The 21,629-nt window shown below is 64.8% G+C and carries 19 protein-coding genes; 14 read left to right on the top strand and 5 right to left on the bottom strand.

Translation table 11 applies throughout. The features are described 5' to 3' along the window. Positions 1-152 precede the first annotated feature (152 nt). A complete protein-coding gene (locus F0311_RS14435; RefSeq protein ID WP_150462616.1) occupies positions 153-590 on the bottom strand; it encodes a MerR family transcriptional regulator in 438 nt (145 codons plus the stop codon). 52 nt (positions 591-642) lie between these two features. On the opposite strand from F0311_RS14435, the gene F0311_RS14430 reads away from it, so the two are divergent. Then, positions 643-1,614 carry an oxidoreductase gene (locus F0311_RS14430; protein ID WP_150462615.1) on the top strand — a complete coding sequence of 324 codons (972 nt, stop codon included), beginning with the start codon at positions 643-645 and terminating at the stop codon, positions 1,612-1,614. Positions 1,615-1,903: 289 nt separating this feature from the next. Here F0311_RS14430 and F0311_RS14425 read toward each other — a convergent pair whose 3' ends face one another. Then, entirely contained in the window at positions 1,904-2,536 is a 633-nt protein-coding gene (locus F0311_RS14425; RefSeq protein ID WP_223881381.1) for a LysE family translocator, read from the bottom strand. 111 nt (positions 2,537-2,647) lie between these two features. On the opposite strand from F0311_RS14425, the gene F0311_RS14420 reads away from it, so the two are divergent. Next, positions 2,648-3,100, top strand: a complete 453-nt coding sequence (locus F0311_RS14420) for an Lrp/AsnC family transcriptional regulator (RefSeq protein WP_150462613.1) — start codon at positions 2,648-2,650, stop codon at positions 3,098-3,100. Between the two features lie 142 nt (positions 3,101-3,242). Here the strand turns inward: F0311_RS14420 and F0311_RS18160 are convergent, their stop codons facing one another. The 3 genes from F0311_RS18160 to F0311_RS14405 form a co-directional block, all read right to left on the bottom strand. After that, entirely contained in the window at positions 3,243-3,413 is a 171-nt protein-coding gene (locus tag F0311_RS18160; protein WP_191089943.1) for a hypothetical protein, read from the bottom strand. A 148-nt stretch (positions 3,414-3,561) separates the two neighbouring features. Next, positions 3,562-6,180: a DEAD/DEAH box helicase gene (locus F0311_RS14410; protein ID WP_150462655.1), complete on the bottom strand. Its 2,619-nt coding sequence runs from the start codon at positions 6,178-6,180 to the stop codon at positions 3,562-3,564. Positions 6,181-6,191: 11 nt separating this feature from the next. Further along, positions 6,192-6,860 (bottom strand): MBL fold metallo-hydrolase, encoded by a 669-nt coding sequence (locus F0311_RS14405; protein WP_150462612.1) that lies wholly within the window; start codon positions 6,858-6,860, stop codon positions 6,192-6,194. Positions 6,861-6,942: 82 nt separating this feature from the next. On the opposite strand from F0311_RS14405, the gene uvrA reads away from it, so the two are divergent. The 12 genes from uvrA (at position 6,943) to F0311_RS14345 (ending at position 21,392) form a co-directional block, all read left to right on the top strand. Next, positions 6,943-9,828, top strand: coding sequence for an excinuclease ABC subunit UvrA (gene uvrA, locus F0311_RS14400; protein ID WP_223881369.1), 2,886 nt, complete (start codon positions 6,943-6,945; stop codon positions 9,826-9,828). Between the two features lie 32 nt (positions 9,829-9,860). Next, positions 9,861-10,589 (top strand): lysophospholipid acyltransferase family protein, encoded by a 729-nt coding sequence (locus F0311_RS14395; protein WP_150462610.1) that lies wholly within the window; start codon positions 9,861-9,863, stop codon positions 10,587-10,589. Next, complete coding sequence (gene uvrC / locus F0311_RS14390) at positions 10,582-12,465, top strand: excinuclease ABC subunit UvrC (RefSeq protein WP_150462654.1); 1,884 nt, start codon at positions 10,582-10,584, stop codon at positions 12,463-12,465. The genes F0311_RS14395 and uvrC overlap by 8 nt, the downstream gene beginning before the upstream one ends. A gap of 9 nt (positions 12,466-12,474) precedes the next feature. Next, complete coding sequence (gene rapZ, locus F0311_RS14385; protein ID WP_150462609.1) at positions 12,475-13,365, top strand: RNase adapter RapZ; 891 nt, start codon at positions 12,475-12,477, stop codon at positions 13,363-13,365. 14 nt (positions 13,366-13,379) lie between these two features. Then, a complete protein-coding gene (locus F0311_RS14380) occupies positions 13,380-14,405 on the top strand; it encodes a gluconeogenesis factor YvcK family protein (RefSeq protein WP_150462608.1) in 1,026 nt (341 codons plus the stop codon). Positions 14,406-14,472: 67 nt separating this feature from the next. Continuing rightward, the gene (gene whiA / locus F0311_RS14375; RefSeq protein ID WP_150462607.1) at positions 14,473-15,450 is read left to right on the top strand and encodes a DNA-binding protein WhiA; all 978 of its coding nucleotides are present in this window, start codon (positions 14,473-14,475) and stop codon (positions 15,448-15,450) included. 355 nt (positions 15,451-15,805) lie between these two features. Then, positions 15,806-16,429: a superoxide dismutase gene (locus tag F0311_RS14370; protein WP_150462606.1), complete on the top strand. Its 624-nt coding sequence runs from the start codon at positions 15,806-15,808 to the stop codon at positions 16,427-16,429. Between the two features lie 186 nt (positions 16,430-16,615). Further along, a complete protein-coding gene (gene gap, locus F0311_RS14365) occupies positions 16,616-17,623 on the top strand; it encodes a type I glyceraldehyde-3-phosphate dehydrogenase (protein ID WP_150462605.1) in 1,008 nt (335 codons plus the stop codon). 121 nt (positions 17,624-17,744) lie between these two features. Continuing rightward, positions 17,745-18,989 carry a phosphoglycerate kinase gene (locus tag F0311_RS14360; RefSeq protein ID WP_150462604.1) on the top strand — a complete coding sequence of 415 codons (1,245 nt, stop codon included), beginning with the start codon at positions 17,745-17,747 and terminating at the stop codon, positions 18,987-18,989. A gap of 42 nt (positions 18,990-19,031) precedes the next feature. Then, a complete protein-coding gene (gene tpiA, locus F0311_RS14355; RefSeq protein ID WP_150462603.1) occupies positions 19,032-19,844 on the top strand; it encodes a triose-phosphate isomerase in 813 nt (270 codons plus the stop codon). Between the two features lie 78 nt (positions 19,845-19,922). After that, positions 19,923-20,174 (top strand): preprotein translocase subunit SecG, encoded by a 252-nt coding sequence (gene secG / locus F0311_RS14350; RefSeq protein ID WP_150462602.1) that lies wholly within the window; start codon positions 19,923-19,925, stop codon positions 20,172-20,174. A gap of 21 nt (positions 20,175-20,195) precedes the next feature. Then, on the top strand, positions 20,196-21,392 hold the full coding sequence (locus F0311_RS14345) for a serine hydrolase (protein WP_150462601.1): 1,197 nt from the start codon (positions 20,196-20,198) through the stop codon (positions 21,390-21,392). Positions 21,393-21,629: the final 237 nt, after the last annotated feature.

Genomic DNA, 21,629 nt, shown 5'->3' with positions numbered 1-21,629 from the left:
GATCCCTAGCAGGGCACCCCGGATAGGTGGCCGAGCGTGTCTTGAGTCACGACCGGAATGAAGCGACCAACTCCCATCCTCGCCAGCCAGTCCCAGACCAGCTACCTCAAGACTCACAGCGTGTCTGCTTCTTCCGGTTTTGCTCTTCTTGTTCACGTTACTTGGTCGTCTTGCGGGGCCGTTGGGTCCCAGAGGCCGCTTGCGTCTCCAGCCCGTAGGTGCTGCTGGTACACGTTGGTTTTCCAAGCGATGATCTCCCGGGCTTCCTCTAACGCGGCGATCTGCTTCTCGACGCGGGCCTGATGCGCGTCGAGGAGGCGGAGCCGTTCGGCCTCGTTGCCAGGACCCTGCCGGATGAGGTCGGCGAAGCGTCGCAGCTCGGCCAAGGGCATGCCAGATTCGCGCAGTCGGGTGCAGATGCCCAGCCAGTCGATATCAACGGCACCGTACTGGCGTTGCCCTCCGGCGGAGCGCTGGATCGGGCCGATCAGGAGTTGCTCGCGCTCGTAGAACCGTAAAGCGTGGACGCTCATACCAACGGCGTGGGCGACCTCACCGATGGTGTACCTCCTGCGGCTGTCCGCTTCCATGTGTCCCCTCCCTCTTGACCTAGAGGACACTCTAGCTTGCAGCATGGCAGTTATGAGCGTTCACGATCAGCATCCCCTCGGGTCCCCGTTCGATGCGACGAGCACCGCCGATGAGGTGATGAATGGCATCGACCTGACCGGACACACCGCTTTGGTCACCGGCGGGTCATCTGGTCTCGGTGTGGAGACCGCCAGGTCGCTCGCGGCAGCTGGTGCCCGGGTGATCGTACTGTCTCGACGTGCAGACTTTCCCGAAACCGCGTGGAAAGGCACGGGCCGGGTCGAGGTGATCGGCGGAGTCGACCTGAGCGACCTGGGCAGCCTCGCCCGCCTTTCGGACCGGATCGCCGCTGTCGCCAGCGATGGGATCGATCTGATGATCGCGGCGGCGGGGGTGATGGCAACGCCTTTACACCGGATCGGTCCCGGCTGGGAGTACCAGTTCGCGGTGAACCACCTCGGCCATTTCTCCCTGGTCAGCCGGCTCTACCGGCTCCTGGTACGGCGGGGTGCAAGAGTCATTGTCTATTCCTCGGCAGGACACCACGTCTCCGACATTCGCTGGGATGACGTGCACTTTCTGCGTGGCTATGACAAATGGGAGGCTTACGGTCAGTCGAAGACCGCCAACAGCCTCTTCGCAGTTCACCTTGATCGGCTCGGCGCCGATGACGGGGTGAGAGCATTCGCTCTGCATCCGGGGAAGATCATCACCGGCCTGCAGCGCGACCTGCCACTCGCCGAACAAGTCGAACTCGGGTGGATTGACCCGGACGGGAACGTCATTGGCAAGGACTTCAAGACACCAGCGCAGGGAGCCGCCACCGGTCTCTGGGCAGCAACTACTCCCATACTCGACAACCGTGGAGGTCTCTACCTCGAAGACTGCGATGTGACGCATGTGTCGGAGCCCGGTGACTCGATCGACGAGGGTGGTGTGAAGCCCTACGCCATCGACGCCGTGAGTGCGGAGCGGCTGTGGCAACTCACTGCCGCGATCACAGCGACCAGCCTTCCTCGCTGAACCGCTGCTACCCCGAGCAGAGAACGCCGCCGGGGTGGATAGTTGGGAGTGGAGGAGTGGAAGGTGGGTGAGACCCGCAGGTCAGAGACCAAATCGGGGAGAGAGAATGTGGGTGGATATTGAGGCGAAAATGGCGAGTCTGGCCGTTGTCGTGGGGCCGGTGATTCAAAGGCTTATGGCACCGGGATCGGTGCACGTTCGCGGCTCCTTGGTCGGATGAAGGCTCCGGCGAAGGCGGCGAGGGCCGCTGCGGTGAACGCCGTCGGCGCGTCGATGCGCGTCCTTGCGGTCATAACAGCCCGCTGAGCCCTTCAGCCACGAGCAATGCACCCAGTGCAACGAGTGCGACGCCCGAGAGCCGCGAAATCAGACGGGCGATCCGAGGCCTTGTGTTCAATAATGCGTGTGCACTCCGGCCGAGCACGGCATAGAAGATTCCGCAACTAGCAGCAAAGACGGAACCCAGCACAGCGAGTTGCACCGGCAGTGGCCACGACGCAGCGGAATCTGCGAACTGCGGCAGCAGCGCCACCAAGATCAGGAGCCCCTTGGGGTTCAGCAGGCTGACTGCAGTCCCTCGCAGTGCCAGCGTGCGCCAGCGGATGGTGCCTGCGGATTGTTGTGCCATTGAGTCGCCCGCAGCCCAGGAGGGTGGGTGCCTCAGGACTGACACTCCGAGGAAGACCAGATAGCCGGCGCCGAGACTCGTCAGCACCGTCAGCAGTGCATCCGACTGGGCAACGACCGCGCCGACTCCGGCCGACACGAACACGGTGAGAACGAGGTAGCCGACCACGAGGCCGATCACCGCTGGAGCCACCGCTCTCGTGCGCGCCCCGATCGCGAGGATGAACGCCCAGTCAGGTCCGGGGATCGCGATCAACATGACGGCAGTTGCCCAGAACGCCAGCAGCAGGGTCATGTTCACGGCGATCACCTCCACGATCTCTGGGATCGAGGATATCCTCGATGATCCCGAAGGTGTTCCTGTTTCTACTGCCGCAGAGCCGTATTGATAGTAGTATCTACTACTATGGACGCGATCGATAGAAATATCCTCTCTGAGCTGCAAGGTGACGGTCGTCTTACGGTCACCGAGTTGGCTGATCGCATCGGATTGAGCGTCTCGCCTACCCACCGGCGTGTGCGCGAGCTTGAACAGACGGGTGCGATTCGGGGATACCGTGCACTGGTCGATCCGGAGTCGGTCGGTTTGGCCTTCGAAGCTCTCGTCTTCGTCACGATGAAGCAGGAAGACAGAGAGACCCTTCTCGGGTTCGAGAAGGCTCTGTCCGCCGTCCCCAACGTGTTGCAAGCACAACGGCTGTTCGGCGACCCCGACTATCTCGTCCGAGTCCGCACCGCCGACCTCGCGGCCTACGCTGAGCTGGAGGACAACACGCTTGCGGCGCTGCCCGGTGTGCAGCGGCTGAACTCGACCCTGGTGATGAAGCACGTCGTGACAGACCGCGCCATCCCAGTGTGAGGTGTGGCCGCGGACTCCACTCCCGTCGATAACGGCGCCGCTGGTTGCACGCAGCGCCTCGACCGATCGCTCGCATAAGTTGCGCAGGTCCGCATTGCGGTTCCACCTCTTCACCGGGGTTCTGATGCTGGTCGTTCGAGTGTCAGCCGCTACTGTTGGCCGGGAAATCCGTGTCGATGTGCGCCGATGGTTCTCCGACGATGGCCCCTGAGGAGAGGCCAAAGGCCAGCAGCACGGCGTCCACCCGTTGGCCCATGCCGAGTGGGGCGAGGAAGGGTGTTATGTAGGTGTAGAGGATGTTGTGCGCGAGCACGAACGTCGGGGTCCCCGTCAGGTCAGGTGCCACACCGGGAATCCGTAGCACCTGGCGTAGCGGCAGGCGGCTTGAAGGCTCGGGCGATGCAAGCTAGCCCATACCACAGGCGATAGCAGCCAGCGCCAGTGTGGCTAGTCGGGCGCTCTCACAGCTCTCCCACATGGTGGACTGCGATCACAGCGGCCTCGGCCTCATCAGATGCAGCGAGGTCCACCCAGGCGCGGATACCCCAATCGTGGTTGCCCTGGTCATCATCCAGCACCTGCACCGCGTGCCAGAACCCCGGCCTCTCCGCGGGGTTCTTCTCCAGTCGGAAATACTCGGCTGAGCGGGCCTTGGCGTCCACATAGACGTCCTGGTACTCGTCGAAGAACGCATCAAGCACCTGGCTCCAACGTTCCGGGTCAGCCCACTCCGAGCCCGGAGCGTGCTCACGCTCCAGAGCAGCAAGCGCACCCTCCTTCTCCCGGGCTAACAGCTCAGCCCGGCGGAACATCGCATTGCGCACCACCACAGCGAAAGCCCGCTCATTGGAAGTGAACCCTGAAACAGGTGCGCCGGCGGCGTCGTTCTCCTGCTGCTTGCGCTCCAGCTCGGCCAGCTTGGCCGGATCGTCCTCCGCAGCCAGACGCTCCCACTCCTCCAACAGCGATGAATCAGTCTGCCGGATCACCTCGCCCAGCCACTCGATGAGATCCTCCAGCTCCTCGCTGACCTTGCCCGCAGGCACTGTCTGGCGCAGGGCACGGTAGGCATCGGTGAGATAGCGCAGCAGCACCCCTTCACTGCGGGCCAGGCCGTAGAAGTTCACCGCATCGATGAAGGTGAAGGCCCGCTCCACCATGTCACGGACCACCGACTTGGGCGCCAGCCCCTGGTCGGCCACCCAGGGTGCAGCGGTGCGGTAGATCTCGAACTGCTGTTCCAGCAGCTCAGCCAGCGGCTGCGGGTGGGTCAGCTCGTCCAGGATCCGCATCCGCTCGGTATAGTCCACCCCCTCTGCCTTCAGTTCCGCCAGCCGCTCCGACTTGATCTTCTTCACCTGGGCGCCGGTCACCTGGTACGGGGTGTCCAGGATCGCCTCAATCACGCTGATCACATCCAGGGCGTAGGTCTCTGAGTCTGGATCAAGCAGCTCCAGGGCCGCCACCGCGAACGGAGCCAGCGGCTGGTTCAGCGCAAAATCATCCTGCAGATCAATGGTCAGATCCACGGTGCGGCCATCGGCATCAGGCTCATCCAGCCGCTCCAGCACTCCTGCGGCCAGTAGCTCGCGCAGAATGTCCAGGGCCCGGCGCTGCAGGATCGCCTGCCGGGGGCCGGACTCATCCGATGACGTGATCAGCCGGCGCATCGCCCGCACCGGATCCTCCGGCCGGTTCAGCAGGTGAAGCACCATCGCATAGGTGACCTGCATCTTGGAGGTCATCGGCTCCGGCTCAGCCTCAATCAGCCGCTCAAAGGTCTTCTCGCTCCAGGAGACAAACCCCTCCAGCGGCTTCTTCTTCGGCTTAGACTTCAGCGCCTGGGCGAGCTTGGCCTCATCCCCGGAGTGCTTAGCCGCCAGTTTCCGCTCCGCAGCCAGGTTCTCGATCACGTGCTCCGGGGCCTGGACCACCACGGTGCCCTCAGTGTCGAATCCGGCACGACCCGCCCGTCCGGCGATCTGATGGAACTCACGGGCATTGAGCTGGCGCACCCGGGTGCCGTCATATTTGGACAGCCCGGTCAGCAGCACGGTGCGGATCGGCACATTGATCCCCACACCCAGAGTGTCAGTCCCGGAGATGACTTTCAGCAGCCCCTGTTGGGCCAGCTGCTCCACCAGCCTCCGGTACTTGGGCAGCATCCCCGCGTGATGCACGCCCACCCCGGACTTCAACAGCCGGGCCAGGGTCTGCCCGTAGCCCTTGGCGAACCGGAAGCTTCTCAGCTTCTCGCCCAGCTGCTCGCGCTCCGCCTTGGATAGCAGGTTCAGGCTCATCAGCCCGGCGGCCTGCTCGGTGGCGGCCCGCTGGGAGAAGTGCACCACATACACCGGAGCCAGCTTGTTCTCCGCCAGTTCCTGCAGCTTCTCCACCAGGGGAGTGGTGGAGTACTCGAAGCTCAGCGGCACCGGGCGTTGGGCAGAAGACACCACGACGACGTCGCGGCCGGTCCGCTCCGCAATACGCGCCTCAAACCGGCTCGTGTCACCCAAAGTGGCCGACATCAAGAGGAACTGGGCTGTACTCTGCTGGCCGCCCTGCCCGCCCAGTTCGATCAGCGGCACCTGCCAGGCCCAGCCACGGTGCGGATCAGCATAGAAGTGGAACTCATCCATCACCACCGGGCCCAGGTCAGCCTCCGCACCGTCGCGCAGCGCCTCATTGGCCAGGATCTCCGCGGTGCAGCAGATAATCGGCGCCCCAGCGTTCACCGATGAGTCCCCAGTGATCATGCCCACTTTATCCGGTCCGAACACCTCCACCAGGGAGAAGAACTTCTCACTGACCAGAGCCTTGATCGGTGCGGTGTACACGGTGCGCTCACCCCGGGCCAGGGCGAAGAAATGCGCGGCCAGAGCCACCATGGACTTCCCGGAGCCGGTGGGGGTCGCCATGATCACATGGTGGCCTTCGGCCAGCTCGGCCACCGCATCCTCCTGGGCGGGATAGAGCTGCATGCCTCGGGATTCCACCCAGGAGGTGAAGGCCTCGAACAGCTGTTCCGGGCTGGGCGTGCCCCAGCTTCCGGGGACCTCGAGCCGGGCAAGTGCTGCCATGGTCTGCGGGCTCACCAGCCGCGCTCGCGCCACTCGGGCAGCTTGGGCCGCTCCGCCCCCAGGGTGGTCGGATCCCCGTGCCCCGGATGGATCACCGTGTCATCGGGGAACTGGTCGAACAGGCGGGCCTGCACATCATCAATCAGCTGCCGGAAGTCCTCATCGCTCCAGGTTTTCCCCACTCCGCCGGGGAACAGCGAATCCCCGGTGAAGATATGAGTGGGGTCGTCCTCCACTCGGTACACAAAAGCCACCGAACCCGGGGTGTGCCCGCGCAGCTGGATCACCTCCAGGCTGATCCCGTTGTAGTTCACCGTATCCCCGTGGGAGAGCCGTCGGTGAACAGTGACGTTCTTCTCAGTCTCGATGGCCGCGGCGTCCTCGTTCCCTGCCGCCAACTGGACCCCGGCAGTCTGGGCAAGCTGGGGCAGTGCCCGGATGTGATCCCAGTGCTGGTGGGTGGTCAGCACCGCCTGCAGGCCGGCGGAGCAAGGGGTGTCTGAGGCCGCTTCGGCGATCATCTCCCGGATCGACTCCGCCTCATCAGCGGCGTCAATGAGCACCTGGACTCCTGATTTCTTGGCGGTGAGCAGATACACGTTATTGCTCATCTCGCTGACGGCGATGCGCCGGAGGGTCACGGCGGGCAGGTCGTGGATCAGGGAACTTTCCGCAGACATGTGCTCCAGTGTATGTGCAGCAACCTGATCCGGCGCGTGTCGAACACATATTCGACTGACGTTCGGCCGTAGGATTATGCGCGTGCCTGAAACCAGAGCTGAAGCCACCACCATCGTCGTCCAAGGGGCGCGGGAGCACAATCTGAAGAACGTGGCCGTGGAACTGCCGCGCAATGCGTTCATCGTGTTCACCGGGCTCTCCGGCTCGGGGAAGTCCTCGCTGGCCTTCGACACCATCTTCGCCGAGGGGCAGCGCCGCTATGTGGAGTCGCTCTCCGCCTACGCCCGGCAGTTCCTGGGCCGGGTGGACAAACCGGATATCGACTTTATTGAGGGACTCTCGCCTGCGGTCTCCATCGATCAGAAGTCCACCTCCCGCAACCCCCGCTCCACAGTGGGCACCGTCACTGAGATCCACGACTACCTGCGCCTGCTCTGGGCGCGCATCGGAGTGCCGCACTGCCCCGAATGCGGGGAGAAGATCGACCGGCAGACCCCGCAGCAGATTGTGGACCAGGTGCTCAGCTTGGGCGAGAAGACCAGGTTTCAGGTGCTCGCCCCAGTGGTCCGCGACCGCAAGGGCGAATTCCGTGACCTCTTCCGCGAACTGGCCGGGGCCGGGTTCTCCCGTGCCTTAGTGGACGGTGAGCTCATCCAGCTCAACGATCCGCCCACCCTGGAGAAGCAGTACAAGCACACCATCTCTGTGGTCATCGACCGGCTGGTGATCCGCGAAGGCATGCGTCAGCGGCTCACCGACTCGATCGAGACCGCCCTCAAGCAGGCCGACGGCCGGGTGGTCATCGACCTGGTGGATGTCAAAGAAGACGACGACGCCGCAGGCCCACCCAAATACCGGGCTTTCAGCGAGAACCTCGCCTGCCCCAACGAGCACCCGCTGCCGATTGACGAGATCGAGCCGCGCACCTTCAGCTTCAACTCACCCTTCGGCGCCTGTGAGGTCTGCTCCGGCATCGGCTCCCGGCTGGAGGTGGACCCTGACCTGGTGATCCCCGACGACTCGCTGACCCTTCAGCAGGGCGCCATCGCTCCCTGGTCAATGGGTGTGGAGACCCGCAAGTACTGGCTGCGGATGGTAGAGGGGCTCACCGAGGAGCTGGACTTCGACCTCAGCACCCCGTGGAAGGAGCTGCCCAAGAAGATCCAGAAGGCACTGCTGCACGGGCGGAACTTCAAGGTCAAAGTCTCCTACCGCAACCGCTGGGGCCGGGAGCGCCGGTACACCAGCGGATTCGAGGGCGTGATCTCCTATATCGAGCGTAAGCACACCGAGGTGGAGTCTGACAACGCCCGGGAGCGCTTTGAGCAGTACATGCGCCAGATCCCCTGCCCGGCCTGCGACGGACAGCGGCTGAACCCCGCCGTGCTCTCCGTGCTGGTGGCCGGCAAGTCCATCGCTGAGGTGGCCCGGCTGCCCCTGGACCAGTGCGCGGCATTCTTCAAGCGGCTCGAGCTCTCCGCCCGGGACGCCAAGATCGCCGACCAGGTGCTCAAGGAGATCGACGCCCGGCTGCAGTTCCTGCTGGACGTGGGACTCACCTATCTCAACCTGGAACGCGCCGCCGGCACCCTCTCCGGCGGAGAGGCCCAGCGCATCCGGCTGGCCACCCAGATCGGCTCCGGACTGGTGGGCGTGCTCTACGTGCTCGACGAGCCCTCCATCGGCCTCCACCAGCGGGACAACACTCGACTGATCCAGACCCTGACCCGGCTGCGCGACCTGGGCAACACGCTGATTGTGGTGGAGCACGACGAGGACACCATCGCCGAGGCTGACTGGGCAGTGGACATCGGTCCCGGGGCCGGGGAGCGAGGTGGTGAGATCGTACACTCCGGCTCCGTGGCGGACCTGCGGGCCAACACCGAGTCCATCACCGGGGACTATCTGGCCGGCCGGCGCAGCATCGCGATACCCGCCCAACGGCGGGCCGTGGACCCCAAACGCAAGCTGCGGGTGGTGGAGGCCGAGGAGAATAATCTGCACAAGGTCAGCGTGGACATCCCACTGGGAGTCTTCCTTGCGGTCACCGGGGTCTCCGGCTCCGGGAAATCGACCCTGATCAACGAGATCCTTTCCAAGGCGCTGGCCAATAAGCTCAACAACGCCCGTCAGGTGCCTGGTCGGCACCGCCGGATCCAGGGGGTTCAGGAGCACCTGGACAAGATCATCCAGGTGGACCAGAGCCCCATCGGCCGCACCCCGCGATCCAACCCCGCCACCTATACCGGGGTCTTCGACCATATCCGCAAGCTCTTCGCCTCCACGCCCGAGGCCAAGACCCGCGGCTATCAGCCCGGTCGGTTCAGCTTCAACATCAAGGGCGGGCGCTGCGAGGCCTGCTCCGGTGACGGCACCCTGAAGATCGAGATGAACTTCCTGCCCGATGTCTACGTGCCCTGCGAGGTCTGCCAGGGTGCGCGCTACAACCGGGAGACCCTGGAGATCCTCTACAAGGGCAAGTCCATCGCCGATGTGCTGGATATGCCCATTGAGCACGCCGCCGAGTTCTTCTCCGCCTTCGCCCCCATCGCCCGCCATCTCAACACTCTGGTGGACGTGGGCCTGGGCTATGTGCGCCTGGGGCAGGCCGCCACCACCCTCTCCGGGGGCGAGGCGCAGCGGGTCAAGCTGGCCTCCGAGCTGCAGAAACGCTCCAACGGCCGATCCGTCTACGTGCTCGATGAGCCCACCACCGGACTGCACTTCGAGGACATCCGCAAACTATTGGAGGTGCTGCAGGGCCTGGTGGAGAAGGGCAACACTGTGCTGACCATCGAGCATAACCTCGATGTCATCAAATCCGCTGACTGGATCATTGACCTCGGCCCTGAGGGCGGCTCCGGAGGCGGCACCGTGGTGGCTGAGGGCACCCCGGAACAGCTGGCGGCGTCGTACTCAGAAACCGGTTCCCACACCGGCCGATTCCTGGCCCCCCTGATCAGCTGATTCCGCCCAGCAGTTGCTAAGCTCATTCTGCGATGAACACCACACCGGAGACTCCAGACACCACTGCTGTTGTTGAAAGCCGCACCGCGGCTCAGGAGCGGATTCGCCGCATCGGCGGACGCACCGTGCGGCTGCTCTGCCGGCCCACTGTGATCGGCTTGGAGCACGTGCCGGAGACCGGCGGGTTCATTGTGGCCTCCAACCACCTGAGCTTCCTTGACTCTGTGCTGATCCAGGGCATTTTCCCCCGGGCGGTCAGCTTCTTCGCCAAGGCCGAATACTTCACCCAGTCCGGTCTGCGTGGAAAGGGCATGCGCTTTTTCTTCGAGTCCTTCGGCTCGGTGCCGGTAGATCGCGACAAACAGTCCGGAGCCGTGGAGGCACTCTACGAGCTGACCAGCATCATCAGCTCCGGCCATGGCGTGGGGATCTACCCCGAGGGCACCCGCAGTCGCGACGGTCGGCTCTACCGCGGAAAGAACGGGGTCGGCTGGCTGGCCCTGGCCACCGGTGCCCCGGTGATTCCGGTGGGACTGCGCGGCACTGAGAAGCTGCAGCACCCGGATAAGAACATGATGCGCCCGGCCAAGTTCCAGATGCATGTGGGGCAGCCCCTGCAGTTCGAGAAGCTGGGCGAGAAGCACTCGATGAAGCCCCGCAAAGAGGCCACCAACGCCGTTATGGACGCCATCGCCGCACTTTCCGGGCAGGAGCGGGTGGATGAGTACAACGCCCGGCCTGCCAAGGAAGCCGATGGCTGACCCAGCCAACTACCGGCCCGCACCCGGTGAGATCCCCACCAGCCCCGGGGTCTACCGGTTCATCGACACGCACGGCCGCGTGGTCTACGTAGGCAAGGCCAAGAACCTGCGTGCCCGGCTGAACTCCTACTTCACCTCGGTCAACCAGCTGCACCCCAAGACCTACGCCATGGTGCACGCAGCCGCCAGCGTGGAATGGACCGTGGTGGGATCCGAGCTGGAGGCCATCCAGCTGGAGTACACCTGGATCAAGCAGCACACCCCACGGTTCAACATCATGTACCGGGACGATAAGTCCTATCCGTATTTGGCCGTCACCATGAACGAAAAGGTCCCCCGGGTTCAGGTGATGCGCGGGGATAAGAAACCAGGGGTCAAGTACTTCGGGCCCTTCCACCCGGCCAAAGCCATCCGGGAGACTGTGGACACCATGCTGCGGGTCTTCCCGGTGCGGTCCTGCTCCGCGGGGGTCTACAAGCGCGCTGAGGCCTCCGGGCGGCCCTGTCTGCTGGGCTACATCGACAAATGTGCCGCCCCCTGCGTAGGCAACATCTCAGTGGAGGACCACCGCAGGCTGGCCGAGGAGTTCGTGGAGGTCATGGCCGGCCGGCCGGGTAAGCATATGCGGCGCATCGAGGAGCAGATGAAGCAGGCGGTGGCCGAGCTGCGCTATGAGGACGCCGCTCGCCACCGCGACGACCTGGAGGCGCTGCGCCGGGTCTTCGAACGCAACGCGGTGGTGCTGGCCGAGGAGACCGAGGCTGACATCTTCGCCTTCGCCCAGGACGAACTGGAGGTCTCCGCCCAGGTCTTCCATGTGCGCCAAGGCCGGATCCGCGGCCAGCGCGGCTGGATCTCCGAGAAGGTGGAGGAGACCGACGACGCCGGGCTGGCTGAGCAGCTGCTCCTGCAGGTCTACGGCGATATGCCGGACACTGAGCGCATCCCCAGGGAGGTGCTGGTGCCCGCGTCTCCGGATAACCTCACCGAGCTCACCCAATGGCTCTCCGCCCGGCGGGGAGCAAAGGTCAGCCTGCGGGTTCCCAAGCGCGGGGACAAGGCAGCCCTGCTGGGCACGGTGGAGGAGAACGCTGAGGCGGCGCTGGCCCTGCACAAGGCCCGCCGCTCTTCCGACCTCACCACCCGTTCGGCCGCCCTGCGTGAGCTCCAGGAACACTTGGAGCTCACCGAGCCGCTGCTGCGGATTGAATGCTTTGACATCTCGCATACTGGCGGCACCAATGTGGTCGCCTCCATGGTGGTGCTGGAGGACGGGCTGCCCAAGAAGAGGGACTACCGGCGGTTCAGCATCCGCGGCGAGGCCGCCCGGGACGATACCTCCGCCATGCACGATGTGCTCACCCGCCGGTTCCGCAAATACCTGGAGGAATCGGCTGAGTTAGATGTGGACGAGCCGGGGAAGTTCGCCTATCCGCCCTCCCTGGTGGTGGTGGACGGCGGCCAGCCTCAGGTCAACACTGCCCGGAAAGCCCTGGACGAACTGGGGCTGACCGAGATGCCGGTGGTTGGCTTGGCCAAACGGCTTGAAGAGGTCTGGCTTCCCGACGACGACTTTCCGTTGGTGCTGCCGCGCACCTCTGAGGCGCTCTATATGCTGCAGCGGATCCGCGATGAGGCCCACCGCTTCGCCATCGCCTACCACCGTTCGGCCAGATCCAAGAAGATGACCGCCTCCGCCCTGGACGAGGTGCCGGGCCTGGGACCGAGGCGGCGAGCAGCCGTCGTCGCCCATTTCGGGTCAGTGGCGAACCTCACCAAGGCCAGTGCTGAACAGATCGCTGAAGTCCCCGGCGTCGGGTTGGAAACCGCCCAGCGCATCCTGGAGCATCTGTGCGCCGAGCCCGGCGCACAGTAGGGTTGGACTATGAGCGAGCTGTCACCGGTGAAGCCCCCTGAGAACGAACTGCTGATCGTCACCGGAATGTCCGGGGCCGGGCGGACCACCGCCGCCCATGCACTGGAGGACACCGGCTGGTACGTGGTGGAGGGCCTGCCACCCGAGCTGATCTCCACCATGATGGACCTGGTGGCCCGCAACCCCGGCTCGGTGCAGAAGCTAGCCGTGGTGCTCGATGCCCGCAGCCGCGGCCTCTACTCCTCCATGCAGGAGGGGCTGGCCCAGATTGCCGCTGCCGGGATCACCTACCGGGTGCTCTACCTGGAAGCCAGCGATGAGCTGCTGGTCCGCCGGTTCGAACAGGGCCGCCGCCCGCACCCGCTGCAGGGCGCTGGGAGAATTCTGGACGGCATCCACGCCGAGCGGGAGCTGCTGGCACCGGTCAAGGACCAGGCCGATATGGTCATCGACACCACCGACCTGAACGTGCACGGCCTGGCCAGCACCATCAACGAGCTGTTCAACGAGGACGGGCCCATCACCCTGCGGCTGAACGTGATGAGCTTCGGGTTCAAATACGGGGTGCCCGCCGATGCCAACTACGTGGCCGATGTGCGGTTCATCCCCAACCCGCACTGGGTGCCCGAGCTGCGCCCGCTGACCGGGCAGGATGCCAAGGTCCGCGACTACGTGCTGGTCAATGAGGGTGCCGGCGAGTTCGTGGATCGCTACGTGGAGGCGCTGAAACCGGTGCTGGAGGGCTACCGGCGGGAGAACAAGCACTACGCCACCCTCGCGGTGGGCTGCACCGGGGGCAAGCACCGGTCGGTGGCGATCAGCGAAGAGCTGGCCCGCCGACTGGCCCAGCTGCCTTCGGCCACGGTCAACGTAGTCCATCGGGACCTGGGCCGCGAGTAGCAGCTGAGGCTGAGATGACCCAGATGACCGGGCCGCTGCCCACCTTCACCTCTACCCAGCCGGTGGCGCCGCCGGTGAGTCGCTCATCGTTCCGGGTGACCGCCCTGGGCGGTGGTCACGGGCTCTCCGCAACCCTGAAGGCGCTGCGGATCGTGGCCGCCGAGCACCTCACCGCTGTGTGCACGGTGGCTGATGACGGCGGCTCCTCCGGCCGGCTGCGCCAGGACATGGACGTACTGCCCCCGGGGGACCTGAGGATGGCGCTGACCGCCCTTTGCGACGACACCGACTGGGGGCGCACCTGGGCTGATGTGATGCAGCACCGGTTCACCTCCAAGGAGGGCGTGACCGGCACCCTGGACGACCATGCCATGGGAAACCTGCTCATCGTGGCGCTCTGGGAGCTGCTGGGCGATCCGGTGGACGGCCTGCGCTGGGCCGGGGCGCTGCTGGGAGCCCGCGGCCAGGTGCTGCCGATGTCGCGGACACCGCTGACCCTCTCCGGGCTGGTGCATCCCAACGACGGCCAGCCTCCGCTGCGGGTCACCTCTCAGGCTGAGCTGGCCCGGGCGGGGAACCGCGGGGCGCTCACCGATGTGCGGCTGCACCCCGAGGAGGCCGAGCCCAGCGTAGAGGCGGTCACTGCCATCGAACTCTCCGATTGGGTAGTTCTGGGCCCCGGCTCCTGGTACACCTCAGTGCTCCCGCACCTGCTGCTGCCCGGGCTGCGCAGCGCAGTGGAGGAGACCGAGGCCAAACGGTGTGTGGCGATGAATCTCAAGCCGGACACTGAGGAGACATTCGGCATGAGCCCTGCCGACCACCTGGATGCACTGGCCCGCTATGCCCCGGGCCTGCACATCGATGCGGTGATCGCCGACCCGCGGTCAGTGGCGGAGTCCGAGCGGGAGGATTTCCAGGCTGCCGCTGCACGCCTGGGCGCCACCATCACCTATGCCAAGGTGCGCCGGGAGTCCCAGCCTGATGTGCATGATCCATTACGCCTGGCTATTGCCTTCAGCGAGGTGTTCCACGGCTGAGATACTCTAAGGGCCCACGCTCACAAGCACTGCTGACCACAACGACCCATACGAGGACCAGATACCCATGGCGCTGACCGAATCGGTCAAAGACGAACTCTCCCGGGTGGAGGTCACCACCACCTCCGAACGCAAGGCCGAGGTCTCCACCATGCTGCGTTTCTCCGGCGGACTGCACGTGGTGGCCAAGCGGGTGGTCATCGAGGCTGAGATCGATCACGCCCAGACCGCCCGCAGGCTGCGCACCGCCCTGGCCGAGATCTACGGCCATCGCTGCGAGGTGATCGTCGTGGCCGGCAACGGGCTCAAACGCGGCTCCCGCTATGTGGTGCGCGTGGTGCGCGAAGGCGATGCTCTGGCCCGGCAGACCGGCCTCATCGACGGCCGTGGCCGCCCGGTGCGCGGACTGCCCGCGGTGATCGTCAACGGCTCAGTGGCAGATGCGGTCTCAGCCTGGCGCGGCGCGTTCCTGGCCCACGGGTCACTGACCGAGCCCGGCCGCTCCTGCTCCCTGGAAGTCACCTGCCCCGGCCCGGAGGCTGCCTTGGCCCTGGTGGGTGCGGCCCGTCGGCTGGAGATCCTGGCCAAGGCCCGGGAGGTGCGCAATGCAGACCGGGTGGTCATTCGCGATGCCGAGTCCATCGCCAAGCTGCTCACCGCCATGGGCGCCCATAGGACGCTGAAAGTGTGGGAGGAGCGCCGCCAGCGCCGCGAGCACCGGGCCTCTGCTAACCGGCTGGCAAACTTCGACGACGCCAACCTGCGCAGGTCTGCCCAGGCCGCAGTGGCCGCCGGGGCCCGGGTGGAGCGGGCATTGGAGATCCTGGCCGATGAGGTGCCTGAGCATCTCGAGTACGCCGGAAAGCTGCGCCTGGAGCATAAGCAGGCCTCCTTGGACGAGCTCGGCCGGCTGGCCGACCCGCCGATGACCAAGGACGCCATCGCTGGCCGGATCCGCCGGCTGCTGGCAATGGCGGATAAGTGCGCCCAGGAGAAGGGCATTCCCGGCACCGACGCCAACGTCACCGAGGACATGCTGCATTAGAGATCCACCAACAGGTCATGCCTGGTTCGCTCGCTTCCCACCGCCCACCAGACCGCGGATCCCCGGCTCGCTCTCTTGGGCTGTACGCTGATACGCCCTGGTTCTGCGCCTGGCTCGGTCACACATGCCCCCGCCATGTGCTCCACTCCGCCAGACCTGCCCAGCACACACCCCCGCACATGCTCAAAACGGCAGCACCCGCCGGCGGACCCTCATTAGCCCCGACGGCGGGTTCATCTATTTGTGAACAGGGGGTGTCACACAGGTTCACCCCCTTATGCACAGCCGCACAGGCGCATAGGATTGTGGTCAGCGAGGCACTGACCTCGGACAATTCCGTCATAAGGAGGAAAGCATGGCTGAGTACACCCTTCCTGAGCTTGACTATGATTACGGCGCTCTGGAGCCGTATATCTCTGGTCGCATCATGGAGCTGCATCACTCCAAGCACCACAACACCTATGTGGGCGGGGCCAACACCGCCCTGGAGAAGCTGGCGGAGGCACGGGAGAAGGGCGACTACGCTTCCACCCCGCTGCTGCTGAAGAACCTGCAGTTCAACCTGGGCGGGCACACCAACCACTCCATCTTCTGGAAGAACCTGACCCCCAATGGCCAGGGGCGTCCCGAAGGTGAGCTGGCCGCTGCCATTGACGAGTACTTCGCAGGGTTTGAAAAGTTCCGCGACCAGTTCACCCAGGCCGCCCTGACTATCCAGGGTTCCGGCTGGGCGATCCTCGCTTACGAGCCGGTCGGCGGGAACCTGGTCATCGAGCAGTTCTACGATCAGCAGAACGGTGTGCCGGTGGCCACCACCCCGCTGCTGATGCTGGACATGTGGGAGCATGCCTTCTACCTGGACTACCAGAACGTCAAGCCCGACTACGTGAAGGCCTTCTGGAACATCGTCAACTGGGAGGATGTGGCCGCCCGCTTCGCCGCCGCCCAGGCCGGCGCAGCCAAGTTAGTAACGCCCTGAGCATGTGAGAGAATAACCACAGAAAACTGAACACGTTCTGCAGATACACCTGAGAACAACGATGTTGTTGGGGGTCGGCAGCGCAGGAGAGCACTCCGCGCCGCTGATCCCCAACTCGTTTCTCAGGGCCTTTTCCCCATCACCCGCACTGCAGGCACCTGAGCCGGAAACGGAAGGAAACACCCCATGGCAGCCAAGATCGCAATCAATGGATTCGGACGCATCGGACGCAATGTGCTTCGTGTCCTGGAAGACTTCAGCTCAGAGCTGGAGCTCGTGGCGATCAACGATCTCACCGACCCGGCCGCCCTGGTCAACCTCACCAAGTACGACTCCATCCTGGGCCGCTTCCCCGGCGAAGTCACCTTGGACGGGGACACTTTGGTAGCCGGTACTCGCCGGATCAAGCTGTTTTCCGATAAGGATCCGGCCAACCTGCCCTGGGGTGAGCTGGGGGTAGACATCGTCATCGAATCCACCGGCTTCTTCACCACCAAGGAATCGGCGGGCAAACACCTTGAAGCCGGCGCGAAGAAGGTCATCGTCTCGGCACCCGCCAAGGGCGTGGACGGAACCTTTGTGCTGGGCATCAACGAGGACAACTACGACCCCGCCAACCACACCGTGATCTCCAACGCCTCCTGCACCACCAACTGCCTGGCGCCCCTGGCCAAGGTGCTCAATGACGAGTTCGGCATCGTCGAGGGCCTGATGACCACCATCCACGCCTACACCGGCGATCAGCGTCTGCACGACGCCCCACACAAAGATGCCCGCCGCGCCCGTGCCGCCGGGGTAAACATGGTGCCCACCTCCACCGGTGCAGCTGCTGCGATCGGTCTGGTCATCCCTGAGGTGGACGGCAAGCTGGACGGCTTCGCGGTGCGCGTGCCCACCATCACCGGCTCGGGCACCGACCTCACCGTTACCGTAGCCAAGGATGGTGTGACCGTCGAAGAGGTCAACGCCGCATTCAAGGCCGCCGCTGAGGGCCCGCTGGCCGGCGCACTGGCCTACAACGAGGACCCGATCGTCTCCACCGATATTGTGGGCGACCCGCACGCCTCCATCTTTGACGCCCCGCTGACCAAGGTCATCGGCAGCACGGTGAAGGTCTTCGCCTGGTACGACAACGAATACGGCTACTCCTCCCGGCTGGTGAAGATGACAGAGTTCGTGGCGGGCAAGCTCTGAGTTTGTCTCGGCGCTGATTCCCAGTTCTCCGTTCGGTGGTCTCATGTGACGACGTATTGCGGGCTTTTCGCCCCGAAACGTCGTTGTACGGGGCCACCGAACTTTTAGATAGGCTGAACCTATGAGTGCTAAGACTGTGGACGATTTATTGTCAGAAGGTGTCTCTGGGAGGACTGTCCTGGTCCGCAGCGACCTCAACGTCCCGCTTAAAGACGGCAAAGTCACCGATGACGGCCGGATTCGGGCTTCCCTGCCGGTGCTGGAGAAGCTGGCCGGTGCAGGCGCCCGGGTCATCGTAGCCGCCCACCTGGGCCGTCCCAAGGGCGCCTTCGACCCTCAGTACTCGCTGGAGCCGGTGGCCTGGCGGCTGAGCCAGCTCATCTCCGCACCAGTCAAAGGCATCGACTCCCGGGAGCCGCTGGCCGGTGAGGCCGCCCGTGCCGCAGTGGTGGAGCTGGCCGAGGGCGAGATCTTCATGCTGGAGAACATCCGCTTCGATCCCCGCGAAACCTCCAAGGACGACGCCGCCCGGGCAGAATTCGCCGGCGAGCTCGCCGCACTCACCGGGGAGAACGGCGCCTATGTCAACGACGCCTTCGGAGCGGTACACCGCAAGCATGCCTCGGTGTATGACGTCGCTGCCAAGCTTCCTTCGTACCAGGGCGACCTGGTGGCCGCTGAACTGAAGGTGCTGCAGCGGCTCACCGAGTCCCCGCAGCGCCCCTACACGGTGGTGCTGGGCGGCTCCAAGGTCTCGGACAAGATCGCAGTGATCGAGAACCTCATCCCCAAGGCAGACACCCTCATTATCGGCGGCGGCATGGTTTTCACCCTGGCTAAGGCGATCATGGGCTATCCGATCGGCAAGTCTCTGGTGGAGACGGATCTGTTGGACGCCCCTTCAGTCACCGGGCTGGTGGAACTGGCCCAGAAGCACGGCACTAAGCTGGTCTTCCCCACTGACATCGTGATGGCTGCCAGCTTCGCCGCGGACGCTGAGCACCAGGTGCGCCCAGTTGATGATCTCGAGTCCGGGACGTACGGTGCCCAGGCGCTCGGCCTGGACATCGGCCCGGAGTCGGCCGCACTGTTCGCCGCGGAGATCGCGGCCTCGAAGACCGTGTTCTGGAACGGCCCGATGGGCGTGTTCGAGATGGAGCCCTTCGCCAAGGGTACTGAGGCGGTGGCCCGGGCGCTGACCGAGACCAGTGGCTTCACCGTGGTCGGCGGCGGGGACTCCGCGGCCGCAGTGCGAACCTTAGGCTTCGACGAGACCGCCTTCGGCCACATCTCCACTGGCGGCGGAGCCTCCCTGGAATACTTGGAGGGTAAGAACCTGCCCGGGATCGAAGCCCTAGGCGCTTGATATGAGGAGCCAGCCTCCACACCTCCATCTAAAGGAAAAGATATGACGTTGAAGCAAGACGGTAGCTTTGTGCGCCGCCCGCTCATTGCGGGAAATTGGAAGATGAACATGGACCATATGCAGGCGATCGCCCTGGTCCAGAAGCTGGCCTGGACGCTGGATGACGCCACTCACGACTACCAGCGTGTCCAGGTCTCCGTGTTTCCGCCATTCACCGACCTGCGCGGGGTGCAGACCCTGGTCACCGGTGACAAGCTGAGCCTCGACTACGGCGCCCAGGACCTCTCTCCGCAGGACTCGGGCGCCTACACCGGGGACGTCTCTGGCGCCTTCCTGGCCAAACTGGACTGCACTCAGGTGCTGGTGGGCCACTCGGAGCGCCGTGAGATCCACGGTGAGGGGGACGGCGTCGTCCGCTCCAAGATTGAGGCTGCGCTGCGCCACGAGCTGGCTCCGGTGCTGTGTGTGGGGGAGGGGCTTGAAGTCCGCGAAGCAGGCGAGCATGTCTCGCACACCCTCGCCCAGGTGGCTGCCGCCCTGGAAGGGTTCACTGCTGAGCAGCTGGCGCAGCTGGTGATCGCCTATGAGCCGGTGTGGGCCATCGGCACCGGTAAGACAGCCGGCCCGGAGGATGCTCAGGAGCTGGCTGAGGCTATCCGCGCCAAGCTGGCCGAACTCTACACCCAGGAATTCGCAGACTCAGTCCGCATTCTCTACGGAGGCTCAGTGAAGTCCGGGAACGTGGCTGCCATCCTGGCCGGCCCCGATGTGGACGGCGCCCTGGTGGGCGGTGCATCACTGGATGCTGAGGAGTTCGCCAAGATCGCCCAGTTCGAGAAGCACATCACCGCCTGAGTCTGCGCAGAAGCTGCCTGCCACCTGCTACGCTGGTAGCCGCGCAATCCGAAGTTGAACGTTTCTGAAAGGCCGCACGTGACCACACTGACCATCGGGCTCCAGATCGCCCTGCTGGTGCTCAGCCTCCTGCTGATCCTGCTAGTGCTGCTGCATAAGGGTCGCGGCGGCGGCATGTCGGATATGTTCGGCGGCGGCATTACCTCATCGCTGGGCTCCTCCGGTGTGGCTGAGCGCAACCTCACCCGGCTCACCATTGTGTTGGGCATCGTCTGGGGACTGATCATCGTGGCGCTGGCCCTGATCATCCAGACCGTTGGCAGCTGGTAGGCTGCGACCTCCCAGGCTGCTATGCGGAGGCTGACACTCGCAGTTCTGCTCGCAGCAACTCTGAGCCTGGGCGCAGCCGCACCGCTGGTCGCGGATGCTGAGGCAGAGACAGACGCTGAGCTGCAGCAGGCCCTTGAAGATGAGGTTGCCCGAGCAGAGGTTCAAGGCGTCAACGTCTCAGTAGGGGTCCAGGACCTCACTGATCCGGATGCCGATCCGCTGCTGTTCAACGCGGGGGAGACCTACCACGGGGCCAGCACGGTCAAAGTTGCTGTGCTGATCGCCCTGCTGCGCCAAGTGGACGCCGGAGTGATCAGCTTGGACGCCCCGGTCACCGTGCCGCCGGAGCTGAGCCTGCCGGGCACCGGCGATCTGGATCAGGGCCCGCTGCCGCTGAACTCCACAGTGGCTGAGCTGGCACATCTGATGATCACCGAGTCGGACAACACCGCCCAGCACACCCTGGTCTACTACATCGGGCTGGATCCCATCGAGCAGCTCTTTGCGGACCTCGGCGCCGAACACCTCTGGTACACCCGGGTGGCCGATTCCCAGAACCCTGCTGTCACTGAGGCAGAGAACATCGCTGAGGTTGAGGAGCTGCTGGCCCTGCTGACCGCTGCCTACACGGATGAGGACCTGCTCAGCGAAGAGAGCCGGGAATTTCTGTTGGAGACCCTGCTCGACCAGCGCATCAGCACCAAATTCGGCCAGATCCCGGCCCAGGAGGGCACGCTGGCCCATAAGACCGGGGAGATCGATAACCACACCCATGACATCGGCTACTTCCTGGTCCCCGGGCGCGAGCACGCCGTGGTGGTGCTGACTGAGGTGACCACCACCTGGGACTTCACCGAGATGGCGGCGATCGGCAACCCGGTGGTCACCGATATCGGCCAGGTGGTCTACGATCACCTCGAGTCTCTGCCCGAGCCGCAGGAGGAGAACAACGACGCCGTCCCCGAGCCCGAGGATCCCACCCTCACCGAGGAGCCGGATCCCACCGCCGAAGCTGAGGCCGAGGGCCGGGATGAGGTGCCCAGCGCCCCGGCCGAGGCTGAAGGAACCGACGACGCCGCCCCGCCTGCCTCGGACCCTGACCGCGCAGAACCTGCCGGCTGGTCCACCAGCGCACTTCTGCTCGCCGCGGCCGCCGGCGCCGCGGCGGCTTCGCTAATCACCTTCCTGCTCACCCGCCGGCCCTCCTCCCAGCAGTGAACCGTTCCGTCTGCTCCTCCACTTCGCAGTCCAGCCTGCCCCTCCGCCGGGCCGGCCGACCTGACCCTCCGATCAGCCTGCCCCTTCCCCGGAGTCACCCCTCCGCTGACTGCGCAATCTGTGCAGCAGTTTGGCCCCCAAAACACCGAAAGTACTGCACAACTTGCGCACTCGATGGGGCCGGCGGTTGACAGGCCCCTGGCAGCTGCTACGGTTGAAAATAGTTCAACTGATCGA

The sequence above is a fragment of the Nesterenkonia ebinurensis genome (assembly GCF_008711175.1).
In the GTDB taxonomy this organism is placed as follows: Bacteria; Actinomycetota; Actinomycetes; order Actinomycetales; family Micrococcaceae; genus Nesterenkonia; species Nesterenkonia ebinurensis.
The sequence above is the reverse complement of the archived record's forward strand: the minus strand, read 5'-3'. Positions and strand labels throughout refer to the sequence as shown.